The 13,013-nt window shown below is 38.4% G+C and carries 15 protein-coding genes; 4 read left to right on the plus strand and 11 right to left on the minus strand.

Features of this window, described 5'->3' with window-relative positions; translation table 11 throughout:
* Positions 1–115 precede the first annotated feature (115 nt).
* Both AC04Q1_RS12175 and dnaJ read left to right on the plus strand, forming a co-directional pair.
* The gene (locus AC04Q1_RS12175; protein WP_478364875.1) at positions 116–697 is read left to right on the plus strand and encodes a nucleotide exchange factor GrpE; all 582 of its coding nucleotides are present in this window, start codon (positions 116–118) and stop codon (positions 695–697) included.
* Positions 698–791: 94 nt separating this feature from the next.
* Entirely contained in the window at positions 792–1,952 is a 1,161-nt protein-coding gene (gene dnaJ, locus AC04Q1_RS12180) for a molecular chaperone DnaJ (RefSeq protein WP_478364876.1), read from the plus strand.
* A gap of 146 nt (positions 1,953–2,098) precedes the next feature.
* On the opposite strand, the gene AC04Q1_RS12185 is transcribed toward dnaJ, so the two are convergent.
* Positions 2,099–2,257 carry a hypothetical protein gene (locus AC04Q1_RS12185; protein WP_478364877.1) on the minus strand — a complete coding sequence of 53 codons (159 nt, stop codon included), beginning with the start codon at positions 2,255–2,257 and terminating at the stop codon, positions 2,099–2,101.
* An 837-nt stretch (positions 2,258–3,094) separates the two neighbouring features.
* Here AC04Q1_RS12185 and AC04Q1_RS12190 point away from each other — a divergent pair.
* Positions 3,095–4,078 (plus strand): Ppx/GppA phosphatase family protein, encoded by a 984-nt coding sequence (locus tag AC04Q1_RS12190; protein WP_478364878.1) that lies wholly within the window; start codon positions 3,095–3,097, stop codon positions 4,076–4,078.
* A gap of 55 nt (positions 4,079–4,133) precedes the next feature.
* Here the strand turns inward: AC04Q1_RS12190 and AC04Q1_RS12195 are convergent, their stop codons facing one another.
* From AC04Q1_RS12195 to AC04Q1_RS12240, 10 genes are all read right to left on the minus strand, one after another.
* Positions 4,134–4,811, minus strand: a complete 678-nt coding sequence (locus tag AC04Q1_RS12195) for a hypothetical protein (RefSeq protein WP_478364879.1) — start codon at positions 4,809–4,811, stop codon at positions 4,134–4,136.
* A 52-nt stretch (positions 4,812–4,863) separates the two neighbouring features.
* Positions 4,864–5,430 (minus strand): Maf family protein, encoded by a 567-nt coding sequence (locus AC04Q1_RS12200; RefSeq protein ID WP_478364880.1) that lies wholly within the window; start codon positions 5,428–5,430, stop codon positions 4,864–4,866.
* A 70-nt stretch (positions 5,431–5,500) separates the two neighbouring features.
* Positions 5,501–5,890, minus strand: a complete 390-nt coding sequence (locus tag AC04Q1_RS12205) for a Spy/CpxP family protein refolding chaperone (protein WP_478364881.1) — start codon at positions 5,888–5,890, stop codon at positions 5,501–5,503.
* A 104-nt stretch (positions 5,891–5,994) separates the two neighbouring features.
* Complete coding sequence (locus AC04Q1_RS12210) at positions 5,995–6,825, minus strand: universal stress protein (protein WP_478364882.1); 831 nt, start codon at positions 6,823–6,825, stop codon at positions 5,995–5,997.
* Between the two features lie 257 nt (positions 6,826–7,082).
* The gene (locus AC04Q1_RS12215; RefSeq protein WP_478364883.1) at positions 7,083–7,610 is read right to left on the minus strand and encodes a KdsC family phosphatase; all 528 of its coding nucleotides are present in this window, start codon (positions 7,608–7,610) and stop codon (positions 7,083–7,085) included.
* A 70-nt stretch (positions 7,611–7,680) separates the two neighbouring features.
* Positions 7,681–7,923: a Fe-S cluster assembly protein IscX gene (iscX, locus tag AC04Q1_RS12220; RefSeq protein ID WP_316844413.1), complete on the minus strand. Its 243-nt coding sequence runs from the start codon at positions 7,921–7,923 to the stop codon at positions 7,681–7,683.
* A gap of 96 nt (positions 7,924–8,019) precedes the next feature.
* Positions 8,020–8,352 carry a 2Fe-2S iron-sulfur cluster-binding protein gene (locus AC04Q1_RS12225; protein ID WP_029275355.1) on the minus strand — a complete coding sequence of 111 codons (333 nt, stop codon included), beginning with the start codon at positions 8,350–8,352 and terminating at the stop codon, positions 8,020–8,022.
* Between the two features lie 40 nt (positions 8,353–8,392).
* A complete protein-coding gene (locus tag AC04Q1_RS12230; protein ID WP_478364884.1) occupies positions 8,393–9,157 on the minus strand; it encodes a Rossmann-like and DUF2520 domain-containing protein in 765 nt (254 codons plus the stop codon).
* A gap of 4 nt (positions 9,158–9,161) precedes the next feature.
* Complete coding sequence (locus tag AC04Q1_RS12235; protein ID WP_478364885.1) at positions 9,162–11,627, minus strand: heme lyase CcmF/NrfE family subunit; 2,466 nt, start codon at positions 11,625–11,627, stop codon at positions 9,162–9,164.
* Positions 11,628–11,639: 12 nt separating this feature from the next.
* Positions 11,640–12,068 (minus strand): cytochrome c maturation protein CcmE domain-containing protein, encoded by a 429-nt coding sequence (locus AC04Q1_RS12240; protein WP_116249904.1) that lies wholly within the window; start codon positions 12,066–12,068, stop codon positions 11,640–11,642.
* 255 nt (positions 12,069–12,323) lie between these two features.
* On the opposite strand from AC04Q1_RS12240, the gene AC04Q1_RS12245 reads away from it, so the two are divergent.
* Positions 12,324–13,004: a hypothetical protein gene (locus tag AC04Q1_RS12245; protein ID WP_478364886.1), complete on the plus strand. Its 681-nt coding sequence runs from the start codon at positions 12,324–12,326 to the stop codon at positions 13,002–13,004.
* Positions 13,005–13,013 lie beyond the last annotated feature (9 nt).

The raw sequence follows: 13,013 nt of genomic DNA on the forward strand, positions 1-13,013 counted from the left end.
CCGTCAGCTAATCAGCCAATCTGTTCAGATAAATCCAAATAAATCTGACAGCTTGGCTGATTTCCGTTTATGGCAAAATAGTTGAGATTAACACAAAAAAATTCAGCCTAGTATTATGTTTAATAAGAAGAAAAATAACGATAAAGAAGAAAATATAATGAATCCTGAAAATACATCAGAAAATACTGCTGAGAATGTAGAGAATACTGATGCTGCTGCAAATGAAACTGAGCAGGCACCAGAATTATCTGCCGAAGAAAAATTGCAAGCGGAAGTTCAACAGCTTAACGACAAATATTTACGTTTATATGCCGAATTCGACAATTACAAGCGCCGTACCCAAAAAGAACGTGTAGAATTGTTGCAAACTGCCGGTAAAGATGTGATTGTATCGCTTTTACCTGTATTAGACGATTTCGACCGCGCTTTAAAAGCAATGGAAACTGCTGCTGATGTTGCTCCGGTTAAAGAGGGTATCTTATTGGTAAGTACAAAGCTTAAAAATACCCTGGCACAAAAAGGCCTGAAAGATGTAGAAAGCATCAATCAACCATTTAATACCGATTTCCACGAAGCCATTACCAATATTCCTGCCCCTACCGAGGAGCTTAAAGGAAAAGTGATTGATGAAGTTGAAAAAGGTTATACCTTAAATGATAATGTGATCCGCTTTTCTAAAGTAGTAGTTGGAGCATAAAAAATAATTATTGAATGATTGAATTTTGAATGATTGATATTAACGACCATTCGCTCATTCCATCACTCCATCATTCAATCATTTTAAAAAGAAGATGAGTAAAAGAGATTATTACGACGTACTGGGCGTAACCAGGGGCGCAGCTGCTGATGAGATCAAGAAAGCCTACCGCAAGATGGCGATTAAGTATCACCCGGATAAAAACCCTGGGGATAAAGCTGCTGAAGATAAATTTAAAGAAGCTGCTGAAGCTTACGAGGTTTTAAGTAGTCCGGAGAAAAAACAGCGTTACGATCAGTATGGTCATGCAGGTGTTGGTGGCGCAAGTGGCGGTGGCTACGGCGGTGGCGGCATGAACATGGACGATATTTTTAGCAATTTTGGTGATGTATTTGGTGGCCATAATCCTTTTGAAAGCTTTTTCGGTGGTGGCGGTGGTCAGCAACGCGGTGGCCGTAGGGTTGCTAAAGGTTCTAACCTGCGCATAAAAGTTAAATTAACGCTTGAGGAAATTGCACATGGCGCAGAAAAGAAAATTAAGGTTAATAAACTAATCGTTTGTAAAACCTGCGATGGCTCCGGCGCAAAAGATAAATCATCGGTTAGCACCTGTGGTACCTGTGGCGGTAGTGGCCAGGTGCGTAGGGTAACCAATACCATCTTGGGCCAGATGCAAACTGCATCTACCTGCCCTACCTGTAACGGCAGCGGTCAACAGATTACTTCTAAATGTACCGTTTGTCATGGAGACGGCGTGGTACGTGGCGAAGAAACCATTACCATCAATATCCCTGCCGGTGTGAGCGAAGGTATGCAGTTAAGCATGAGTGGAAAAGGAAATGCTGCACCTAATGGCGGTATCCCGGGCGATTTAATTATCTTAATTGAAGAAACTCCACACGAAACCTTAAAACGTGAAGGCAATAACATTGTTTACGATTTACATTTAAGCTTTGTTGATGCTGCTTTAGGGATGAGCATTGAAGTACCTACCATTGATGGTAAAGCCAAAATCAAAATCGATCCAGGTACCCAAAGCGGGAAATTATTGCGTTTAAAAGGCAAAGGTTTACCAGAGGTGAATTCTTACCATAGAGGTGATGAAATTATCCACATCAACATCTGGACACCAAAAGCTTTAAGCAGCGAAGAACGCAGCGCTTTAGAGAAATTGCGTGAATCTCCAAATTTCAAACCTCAACCAGGTAAAAACGATAAGAGTTTCTTCGAAAGAATGAAAGAATACTTCGAGTAATAAATTAAATATTAGATTGAAAAACCGGTGCCGCAAGCATCGGTTTTTTTATTTTGTAACTAACTATTTTATTGCCTGTGCTTTTTATTTTATCGCTTGTGCATTCTATTTTATTGCCTGTATTTTCTATTTTATGCACCATCGTTTTATATTATCGCATTTTCGTGTTTTATTTTAATGCGTTCGTATTTTATTTTCATGCCATCGGGTTTTATTTTCATGCCATCTGGTTTTATTTTGATGCGTTCGTGTTTTATTTTCATGCGTTCGTGTTTTATTTTCATGCCATCTGGTTTTATTTTCATGCGTTCTGGTTTTATTTTGATGCGTTCGTGTTTTGTTTTTATGCGTTCTAAACTCCATACTGGATGGGCACATCCGCCGTTCAATGCCAGTTGCACCCGTATAAAATACGGCCTATCCTGGTCGCTTGATATCAGCTCAGCACAGAATTGTCTGTTTTTGGGTTACCAAACTTGTAAAGCAGGTATTAAGCTCCACTATGGATAAACTCAATAATGCGTTCAGAAGGAACCCTATAGCATTGTCGACATTTGCATTGTATCTACTTGGTTGGGTTTCTCCGATCCTAATGGAAATTTTCTTTGAACCCGCAAAATATGAACCGTAAGTAAAACATCATCATTCACCATTTTCGGGATTTTTAATCTTATCAATTCTCTATTTAATCATTATGCTCACCATAGGTTTTGTAAACCAGAAAAATAATATTTACTTGAAACTATCAGGCTACATTGGCATTTCATTGATTATTTTTACTGCTATTTACAACAGGTAATAAACCTTTTCGCCTATCGGTCGGTGTCTAACCCGTCAACTGGATTACTAATGGAATAAGTTTGAGGAAAGCATTGCAGTACACAAACTAATGTTTGTCGGGCTATACATTATAGCTCAGAATAAACCCCGATGTAAAATCAGGAGGAGGCTGCCGCTGCCATCCTGTTTATTAACAGTGGCTGGTGCTACTATTTTAGGTAGCCGATCCAAACGCCAAATTTTGCAGCTTGCTTTAGCGCTGGCTATCCTGCCAAAAACCACAGACCTCAATAAAATAAACCTGATAGCAATGGTATTTCGCTTCACTACCCTTAATTTAGCAGCAACATTAACGAAATTTAATGGATAGCAGGGCTACAGTTACCGAAGCGCTGCGACACCTGCATTCCAAAAAAAATAAATTAAAACCTATGCGCATTGCTGTTATCGACCTTGGCACCAACACCTTCCACTTGCTTATTGCTGAAACAGAGGGAAATCAATTTAAAACTTTATACAAAACCAATGTTCCCGTTAAATTGGGTGAAGGGAGAATTAACGACAACATCATTATCCCGCCAGCCTTTGAAAGAGGTGTAAATTGCCTTAAAGACTTTAGCCAAACTATCGCCGAATACGAGGTTGATCAGGTAAGGGCTACAGCAACTTCAGCAGTAAGGAGTGCTAAAAATGGAAAAGATTTTGTAAACGCCGTAAAAGAAAAAGCAGGAATAACCATTGAAACCATTACAGGCGATGAGGAAGCTGAATTCATTTACCAGGGTGTAAAACTGAGCGGTGCCATCACCGATTTATCACTCATTATGGATATTGGCGGCGGCAGTGTAGAATTTATCCTCTGCGATACCGAAAAACTGATCTGGAAGAAGAGTTATAATATTGGTGCGGCACGTTTAATGCAACAATTCTTCCAATCTGATCCGATAAGTGACGCTGATAAAAATGCCATTTTATTCCACATTCAAAATCAACTGACTGATCTTTTCGATATCTGTGAAAAATACAGGCCACAGGTATTGATCGGATCGGCCGGAGCATTTGAAACCTTTGCGGAGCTTAGCATCAGAAAAAATAACTTAAAAACAGCTATCAATACAGTCAAAACTTTCGAATTCAACTTTGACGATTATATAGCAATCGCTGGCAAACTGCTCAACACTACACACCAGGAAAGGTTGGAGATGCCTGGAATCATTCCTTTGAGGGTAGATATGATTGTTATAGCAGCACTAATTACCAATTATGTTTTAGGACGTTGCAAAATAAACAGATTAACACTTTCCACTTATGATTTAAAAATGGGTGTTTTGGCAAGCCTGATATAAAAAATGATCCATACGGATATGGATCATCGAGAGATTAGCGTATATTAATTTAGGATTATTTCTTTTTAGGTGCCATTATGATCCGGCCCATAATCATCGGTTCGGCTTTTTTTAGTTTGAGCTCATTTTGTTTTTCTTTCGAAAAATTGAGGGTTAAAACGGCTCCAAACCGCATGCTTTCAACCATCAGTTTGTTATTTTTAACATCAAACTGATCATCTAAAGTGATTTCGTAGCGTCCATTTTTATCGGTGAGGGCAAAAAACCTGGTATCAACAATAACCAATCTTATGCCTGCAGCAGGTTTACTGTCGGCACCGATAACATAACCATATATTTTTTTGGGTACAATCGGTTTTTTATCTTCGGTTTTGTTGTGAACACTTCTGTTGTATTCAATTGGTGCTTTCAGTTGTGCTGCGCTGGCATCCATTACAAAAAGACTTATCCCAATGGCCAGCACACCAAGATACTTCATCCAGTTTCTGTTTGTTGTTGGCACAATTGCCAAATGGTAATTGAGCTGATTTAATTGACTCTGGCTTAGACGGCCACAAACAGAAGAACCCGAATTGGCCAATACACTGATGATTTCGGCATTGGTATAACCCGAGAAATCGATTACATTTTTACTGCAGGCTGTACAGAAATTAAAACCTGCTCCTTTTTCCATTTCATCCCAATTTTGTAAACAGGGTTCGGCTATGGTCACTTCGTTAATTCTCGCTTTCATCGTGCTTGTTTTTAGAGATGATGAAACTTTTTCGAGAATTCCACAAAGAGATTTAAATAAATTTTAACAGTTCGTTATAAAGCTTTTCTGTTGGCAATCCCATTACATTGGTGTATGATCCTTCAATACGTTCTACTACCACAATGCCCCACCAATCTTGTACACCATAACTTCCTGCTTTATCGAAAGGCTTATAGTGATCAATATAGAAATCGATTTCCTCCGCTGTAACCGCTTTACAGTAAACTTCTGTCCGATCGTAAAACGAATGGCTTTTATCGCCTTTAACAAGCGTTACGCCTGTAAAAACTTCGTGCCTGCTGCCTGATAATTTTTTCAACATCTCCTGGGCATGCGCCCTATCCTGAGGTTTACCTAAAATTTCTCCGTTTAATGCCACAATGGTATCGGCTGTGATTACAATTTCACCATTGGCTGTAAAGGCTTTCGCCTTTTGCTCAGAAATGTAAACGGCAATTTCTGCAGGACTTAAATCTGAAGGATAACTTTCATCCACATCTTTGAGTTCCACTTTAAAATCTAAGCCCATAAGGGTTAAGAGTTCTTGTCGGCGTGGCGATTTAGATGCTAGGATAATTGGGGGGAAATTGGCAGGCATATTTTATTTTTCTGCTAAAATAAGAAAAGCGGCATAAAGCCGCTTTTCTTATTTGATATTTTTATCAGGATTAGTTATTACCACCACCTTGTCTACGTTTTTCCATTTCGGCACGTTGTTCTTTTTGCCAGGTTTCGTAAGTTTTTTTCTGATCGTCTGTTAATACTGCAGTTACTTTTGCATCATTATCCGCACGCATTTTTTGCATTTTCTCTCTCATTGCATCTCTATCACCACCTTGCATTTCTTCGCGCATTTTTTTCATCGTTTCTGCCTGCTCAGTAAACACAGCTGTCAACTTTGTTTTTTGATCGTCAGATAGCTTTAATTTTTCGTCTAACATTTTTACCCGCTCTTCAGGTTTCATCATCATTCTGCCCTGTCCACCACCTTGTTGCTGCGCGTTAGCGAAACCAGCTATACCTAGCATTAATCCGCAAATCATCATTAGTTTTTTCATGTTGTTTTTTGTTGTTTTTGGTTGAAAATTGAGATGGTTTGAGTTAAAAAAAAATCAATGGTTTAATGGCAAAATGTAACTTAGCTGTTGCAAACCGCGTTCCGTTAATCTTTTAACAGCAGTACGGGCACGTGCGATTTAATGGTTAATTTCTGAGATACACTTTCATGCAACAGGCTTTCGAAAAAGCTATATTTTTTAGGCAAGGCGATAATCAGCTGTGCTTCTTCACTTTTTGCAAATTTAACGATCCCTTTAATGGTATCAGGATGATCTGAATAATGATAAGCCGGAGAAAAATCTTTTAACATTTCATGTAAAAAATGTTCTTCTTCCGAATCTATGGTATGACCTGAATTGATATTGAGCACCAAAAGTTCTAAAACATGTTTACTCAGGATATTTTTAAGTGCATGCATGGGGATTACTTCTTTAACCTTTTTAAAATCGCAGGCTAAAATGGCTTTACGGATCGATTGATAACCCGCCTTAGGTGGTACCACCAGAACAGGTACCGGGCTTGATTTAGAGATCTTAATGGCATTAGAACCGATATCACTTTCATCTTTTGCTTTTTTACCATTACTACCAATAATAATGAGTTCAATCTCTTCCCTGTTTACGCGATCGATGATGGATCTGAGCAATGTTTCCCTGGTTAAGGAGATCTCGATTTCCGCTTTGGAATTAATCTCAAGCATTTTTGTTTTAAGCTTTTCCAGTGCTTCTAGCCTTCTCGTAATTTCTTCAGCAATCTGTGCATCTGTGGTGATGAGCATATCAGGCGTTGGAAGAATACTCTCATATTCTGAAACATAGTAAGCGTTAAGTAAGATGATTTTTGAGTTCGTCATTGCAAAACTCAACCTGGCGGCATATTTGGCAGCATGAACTGCTGTCTTAGAAAAATCTACTGGTACAAGGTATGTGCTCATATGATTAAAATTAATATTTTTTACATTAGCTAATTAATCAATCGATTGATTAATTAGCTAATGTAAATTTCGCATATAATCCGGTTTTTTGCAAATTTCAGGAATGGAGATTTATAACGGAAACGTCATTCTGGCTTTTGCGCCTTTCTGAACTCGGTTCTACGCTCAGGATGAAAATAGAGAGGGAGGATAATTGGGAGAAACAATAATGACAAAATGCTCAATTTACAATTACCAATAAACAAATGACGAATGAACTATTTACCAGAATCGGAGGCATTCGGATTTTCATCATGCCATCTCCCCTGCACTTTCATTACTTTTTCAATAATGTCACGAACAGCAGTTTTGCCGCCATTGTAAGGAGATACGAACATAGATATCGCTTTTATTTCTTCAACGGCATCTGCCGGGCAGGTTGGAAGCCCTACAAGTTTCATTACTTTTAAATCAGGAATATCATCGCCCATGTAAAGCACCTCTCCTGCAGTAATATTTTTATCTTGAAGATACTGATTAAAAATGCTCACCTTATCTCCTGTTCCCAGGAAAACATCGGTTACGCCCAAATTGAAAAAGCGTTTCCCCATGGCAATACCATCGCCACCAGATATGATACAGATGTTATATCCCCTCTTCACAGCCAATTGCATGGCATAGCCATCTTTAATATTAAAAGTGCGCAGCGATTGACCATTGTCAGTTACCTGAATAGAGCCATCGGTAAGCACACCATCTACATCAAAAATGAAAGTGGTGATCTCTTTTAGCTTTTGGAGAAACATCTTGCGTTTAGCGTTTAGGGGTAAGCGTTTGGAGTTAACTCAAGACTGATGACTCCGAACTCAGGACTAATTATTGATTATCTCTCCACTCGTACACCCAGGCAGATTGAATTTGCTCTAAATGGCCTTCGCTGCTTTCTTCACGCGTTCCTTTAAAATTAGGCAATGATAAAACCCATTCTAAAAGTTCGGTAAAGCGGATACGGTAGATCTTAGCTTCTGAAAAGTCGTCACCGAATTTCTCATATAAAGACATCGCAATATCTTCATAATCGTTCCAGTAAAAAGGTAAAGCAAATTTATCGTTATTCATGTTGATTTGTTGTTGTAAAGTTGAATTGGTTAAGCGGTTAATTGTTAAAATCGATCAATCGACTTTGGACTGAGGACTCTAAATTCAGGACTAAACCTAGTGTCCCATAAAGTCAGACTGATCCGGAATGGTTACTTCGATATCGCCGTTAATCACCACACATTGACAGCCTAAGCGGGAAGTAATTTTCGGACGGACAGCCCTATCGATAAAATCTTCTTCTTTATCAGAGATCTCTTCGATATTATCCATGCCTTTAGTTACGTATACGTGGCAGGTACTGCAACCGCAAACGCCACCACAGTTGTGCTGTAATTCAATTCCGTTATCCAGACAAACATCTAAAACAGATTCGCCCGCTGCTATTGGCAATTCAATAGATTCGTGATCTGCTTCTTCAAAATTTATTTTTAGTTTAAAAATGCTCATAATTATTTTGCAAAAGTAATAAGCAAAAGCCGTAATAATGCTATTTCAGCGTTAATTTTATGCTATCGCTCAATATTTGATAAATGTTCTGCAATTCGGGCATGTCGTTTAACATGCTCAAATGCTTATTTAAAGTGTTTTCATCCCCCCTTACTGCTGGTCCGGTTTGCACATTTCCTGGTAAATTGTCCATTACCTTATCAGCCGTTTCGGCAATTAGAGGCCTGATGATTTCGAAATCCAAACCATTCTGGTTTAAAATTTCATTTGCCAAAGCATAAAGATGATTTGGAAAATTACAGGCGAACACTGCGGCAAGATGTAATACTTTTCTTTTTTCTCCATCCAATTCATATACCTGACGGCTTATTTTAGCGGCGAGACCGCTCAAAATAGTCAACTGAACTTCGTCACCCGCTTCGATACAAAGTGGGATATTCTCAAATAAAACTTCTTTAGCTTTCGAAAAAGTTTGCAAAGGATAAAAAACACCTGCCTTTCTTACTGCTGAAGATAATGTATTGATATCCGTGGTTCCAGAAGTATGCACCACCAAACCAGTCACATTTTTCAATGATTTGGCAACAGTTTCAATGGCATCATCCTTTACTGAGATGATATATAAATCAGCGTCTTGTTTAAGATCATCCAGGTCGCTTACTGCTTCGGTTGCAATCAAATCGGCCAATAACTGTGCGTTGTTTAGATTTGGGCTATATACCTGCACGATATCTTCGCCTATAGCCTTTAAAGCCTTAGCCAGGTTTGTGGCCACATTTCCCGAACCTAATACAACAATCTTCATGCTATTATGCCCCTTTGGCTTCTTTTCTTCTTCTGAAAATTGAAAGTAAGAAACCCACAACCATTACAATGGTACCGGCCCAGTATAAATTGATGAAAGGAAATTCGATCGCCTTGAACACCACCCAGTCCTTAGCCTGTTGAGGTTTCTCAAAAATCTGAAGCTCAACTTTTTTCTCATCTGGTAAAACCCTGGAGAAACGGAATTTTAAGTCCAACTCGTCTACTTTACGTGCAAAATCGAAAGTATTATTGCCCTTTATCAAAAAGATAGGCTCTGTGTTGTAAATTTTACCAGCAGCATTAATCTCCAATGGTAAACCAACAGCATAATCACCCTGACCCAAAACTAAATCTTTTGCGGTTGGTTTTCTGTTTAAATCTTTAACCGTAACAATTCCGCTTGAGGTATGAATGGTATCCCCTACCGAAACCTTAACAATACGTGGTGCTTTATAATTTTCATCATCAGAATGACCTTCATGGTCATCGTGCGATTCCTGTTTAATTGCAGCACTGGTAATGTGCGTATACACATCGTAAGTTAAATAGTGTTTGGTATCAGGAGAAGCGATTAAGCCCATTTTCTGATTGTCCTGAGTATGCGGATGCAAGTTAAAATCTTCTTTAACCTTACCTTCTTTATCTAAAACTTTAAAATTAAGGGTATAAATCGTATTGGGTGCCACTGTGGTATCGGCTACATAGGTTACCGTGTACTTACCCATTTTCTTGGGTTCGTTTTTGTATAACATGATGTTCTCACCAGGCTTCTCCGTTTTTTCGAAATCCTTTACCGGAATAAATCTGTTCGCATTGATGGATATTGGCTTATTTGTAGCCGCCGAAATTAATGCGCCTAGTATCAGGAAGGCAAAACCTATGTGTGCAATTGCCGATCCGGCCAGTTTTGCCTTACCACCAAAAGCCTGATACAATACTGCAGCATTAGAAAGAACGGCAAACAAACAACTAAAGGTAATCAGGATGTACATGGTGTTGGTGTAAATCTCAGCTACATACACCAAGCCGGCTGTTAACACGATCGAAAAAATAATTGCAGAAACTAAACTGCTATAGAATTTCCTTGGATCTGTTCTTTTGTATTTTAAATATTGAGAAAATCCTGAAATCAGGGTAATTAAAACTGCAAAAGGGGCCTGCCATTGATTGTAATATTTTACAGCATCAATTGGGGGAGTAAACTTAGTACCGAATGCTTTATTAAATACCGGAACTGAAGTAGAAAAGATTACCTGGATACAGGCAATAGTTACAACCAAAGCACCGATAAACATCCAGAATTCGCGGGAATAGGTTTCTTCGTCTTTCGTGGTAATCGGTAATTCTTTCCACCTTACCACAATTAATGCAACTGCTAAAACCGCAAATACCACATTGTATAAGATCAAATGGCCAAACATCCCCATATCGGTAAACGAGTGAACTGAGGTATCGCCTAAAATTCCGCTTCTGGTTAAAAACGATGCATAAAGCACCAATAAGAAGCTTAAAAAAACCAATGCAATGGCCGTAAAATAAGCATGGCCGGTATTTTTATAAGCGATCATTACATGTACCGCGCCTATCAAGGTCAACCATGGAATTAATGATGCGTTCTCTACAGGATCCCAGGCCCAGAACCCGCCAAAATTTAACGCTTCATATGCCCAAAAAGAGCCCATAATAATACCTGTACCTAAAACCATCACCGCAAAAAGTGTCCATGGCATAGCAGGTTTAATCCATTCTTTATATCTTTTTTGCCACAAACCGGCGATTCCGTAGGCAAAAGGCACCACCATACTGGCAAAACCCAAAAACAAGGTTGGCGGGTGGATAACCATCCAATAGTTTTGCAATAATGGGTTTAATCCTTTACCATCGGTTATAAACTTAAGGTAGTTTTTGTAATTTTCAGGATTGGCGAAAACCACAGGTGCCTGGGCTTTTAAATCTATTGCGTCTCTTAAGAGGATAAAAGGGGAACTTCCGATACGTTCTCCAAAAATTTCTACACCCAAAAGCATAGAGGTTAAAAATACCTGCGAGAAAGCTACAACTGTCATTACCGGACTTTCCCATGATTTAGCTTTCCAGATTAACAATGCGCCGAGAAAGGATTGCCAGAAAGCCCAAAGCCAAAAACTTCCTTCCTGTCCTTCCCAAAATGCGGATATAATATAGTATACAGGAAGTTGTTTTGAAGAATGCGATTGAACGTAATAGTATTCAAAATAATGGCCAAGTACCAGATAGAACAAGATCGCCCCAATACCGATAATACTGGCAAAATTAATCAGGTATCCAATACGGCCTAAATTTCTCCAGGATTTTTCTTCTAAATTTTTATCGCGACTGGCAAAAAAATACGATATGGTTGATAGTAATGATGCACTAAATGCCAGAACAATAAAAAACTGTCCGATTTTACCTGGTAACAGGTGTTCGCCTACAAATTGAATATCCATTAAATAAATTAGTTATATTTTTTTCTCGCCGTCTTTACTTATTTCGACTTTGCCATCCTTATTAACCTCTACCAGGTTATCGTTATATTTAGAAGGGCACTTCATTAAAATTTTCGATGCGTAGAATTTGTCCTTATCCATTTTGCCGATAAGAACCAATTTTTCAGATTTTTCAAAATCCTGTGGCTTGGTACCTGCGTAGATTACCTCTCTCACCTCTCCCTTTTCATCTTTCATGTGGAACGAAAAATGGTTGGCATCTTTTACCGCATCATAATAGGTACCCTTTGATTTTTCCCAATAGCCCATAACATGCTCTTCTTTATTAGAAGTAGCTGCTTGTTTGAAATTAGAGTAGGTGTCGGTATTTGCGTTTAAGCTAAATAAAATCCCTACGGAAATTGCGATGGTAATTAATCCAATGATTGCACTTTTCTTCATGATTATACGTATTGTAAAAGCTGGCAACAAAGATAGAAAAATAGGCTTAGCAAGCATTCTTTTACATTTTTCTTGTCTTTATATTGACAATTACCTGATTTTTGAGGTGAAATATTTTCAACCAGGGCTACTATTTATAACTGATCTTAAGGAATATCTTAAATCGTTTGAAATTTCGGACTGAAATTATTAAGTTTGGCCTATCAGATCATCATTCCTTTTTACATCCCACAGTAAAACACAAACCCGATTAACATGAACTTAAAACAGTTTTATAAGCTTTTGCTATTTATCGTTTTGATCCCCGTTTTAAGCTCCTGCTTCGAAGTAATTGAAGAAATTTCGATGAAAAATGATGGTACGGGCGATGTTGTACTCACCATAAACCTGAGCCAAAGCAAAACCAAGGTTGCATCTGTTATGCTATTGGATAGTGTACAGGGCTATAAAGTGCCAAGTAAACAAAAAATTCAGCAAGAATTGAATGAAGCTGTGGCTTATTTAAAAAAATCGGAAGGCATATCGAATGTAAAAAGTACCAGCGATTTTAATAATTATATCGCAACCATCAGTTTTTCGTTTAAAGATGTTGCGAACATCAATAATATCACCAAAAACATCCTTGCCCAACAAAAAATCAAGTCGACGAACACCTCTTCTTACAGTTACAACAAAACAACGAAGACTTTTAACCGGAAATATCAGGCTGTGGGTACGGCCAAAACCGAATTCAATAAATTGAAAGCAAAAGATAAGGCGGTTTTTAACGGTGCAACCTATACCAGCATCTACCGTTTCGAATCTGTTGTAACAAGTAGCACCAATCCGGCATCAAACGTTTCGAAATCAAAAAAAGCAGTGATGTTGAAAAGCAGCATCATGGATTTAATTAATGGAAAAATTAACGTATCGAACACGATACAACTATCCAAATAAAACCATACT

This window comes from Pedobacter humicola, from assembly GCF_056490705.1.

Coding starts and splice junctions, on each gene's coding strand:
- AC04Q1_RS12175 (WP_478364875.1), top strand. CDS start 116: ATGTTTAATAAGAAGAAAAATAACGATAAAGAAGAAAATATAATGAAT.
- dnaJ (WP_478364876.1), top strand. CDS start 792: ATGAGTAAAAGAGATTATTACGACGTACTGGGCGTAACCAGGGGCGCA.
- AC04Q1_RS12185 (WP_478364877.1), bottom strand. CDS start 2,257: ATGAAAATAAAACCAGATGGCATGAAAATAAAACACGAACGCATGAAA.
- AC04Q1_RS12190 (WP_478364878.1), top strand. CDS start 3,095: ATGGATAGCAGGGCTACAGTTACCGAAGCGCTGCGACACCTGCATTCC.
- AC04Q1_RS12195 (WP_478364879.1), bottom strand. CDS start 4,811: ATGAAAGCGAGAATTAACGAAGTGACCATAGCCGAACCCTGTTTACAA.
- AC04Q1_RS12200 (WP_478364880.1), bottom strand. CDS start 5,430: ATGCCTGCCAATTTCCCCCCAATTATCCTAGCATCTAAATCGCCACGC.
- AC04Q1_RS12205 (WP_478364881.1), bottom strand. CDS start 5,890: ATGAAAAAACTAATGATGATTTGCGGATTAATGCTAGGTATAGCTGGT.
- AC04Q1_RS12210 (WP_478364882.1), bottom strand. CDS start 6,825: ATGAGCACATACCTTGTACCAGTAGATTTTTCTAAGACAGCAGTTCAT.
- AC04Q1_RS12215 (WP_478364883.1), bottom strand. CDS start 7,610: ATGTTTCTCCAAAAGCTAAAAGAGATCACCACTTTCATTTTTGATGTA.
- iscX (WP_316844413.1), bottom strand. CDS start 7,923: ATGAATAACGATAAATTTGCTTTACCTTTTTACTGGAACGATTATGAA.
- AC04Q1_RS12225 (WP_029275355.1), bottom strand. CDS start 8,352: ATGAGCATTTTTAAACTAAAAATAAATTTTGAAGAAGCAGATCACGAA.
- AC04Q1_RS12230 (WP_478364884.1), bottom strand. CDS start 9,157: ATGAAGATTGTTGTATTAGGTTCGGGAAATGTGGCCACAAACCTGGCT.
- AC04Q1_RS12235 (WP_478364885.1), bottom strand. CDS start 11,627: ATGGATATTCAATTTGTAGGCGAACACCTGTTACCAGGTAAAATCGGA.
- AC04Q1_RS12240 (WP_116249904.1), bottom strand. CDS start 12,068: ATGAAGAAAAGTGCAATCATTGGATTAATTACCATCGCAATTTCCGTA.
- AC04Q1_RS12245 (WP_478364886.1), top strand. CDS start 12,324: ATGAACTTAAAACAGTTTTATAAGCTTTTGCTATTTATCGTTTTGATC.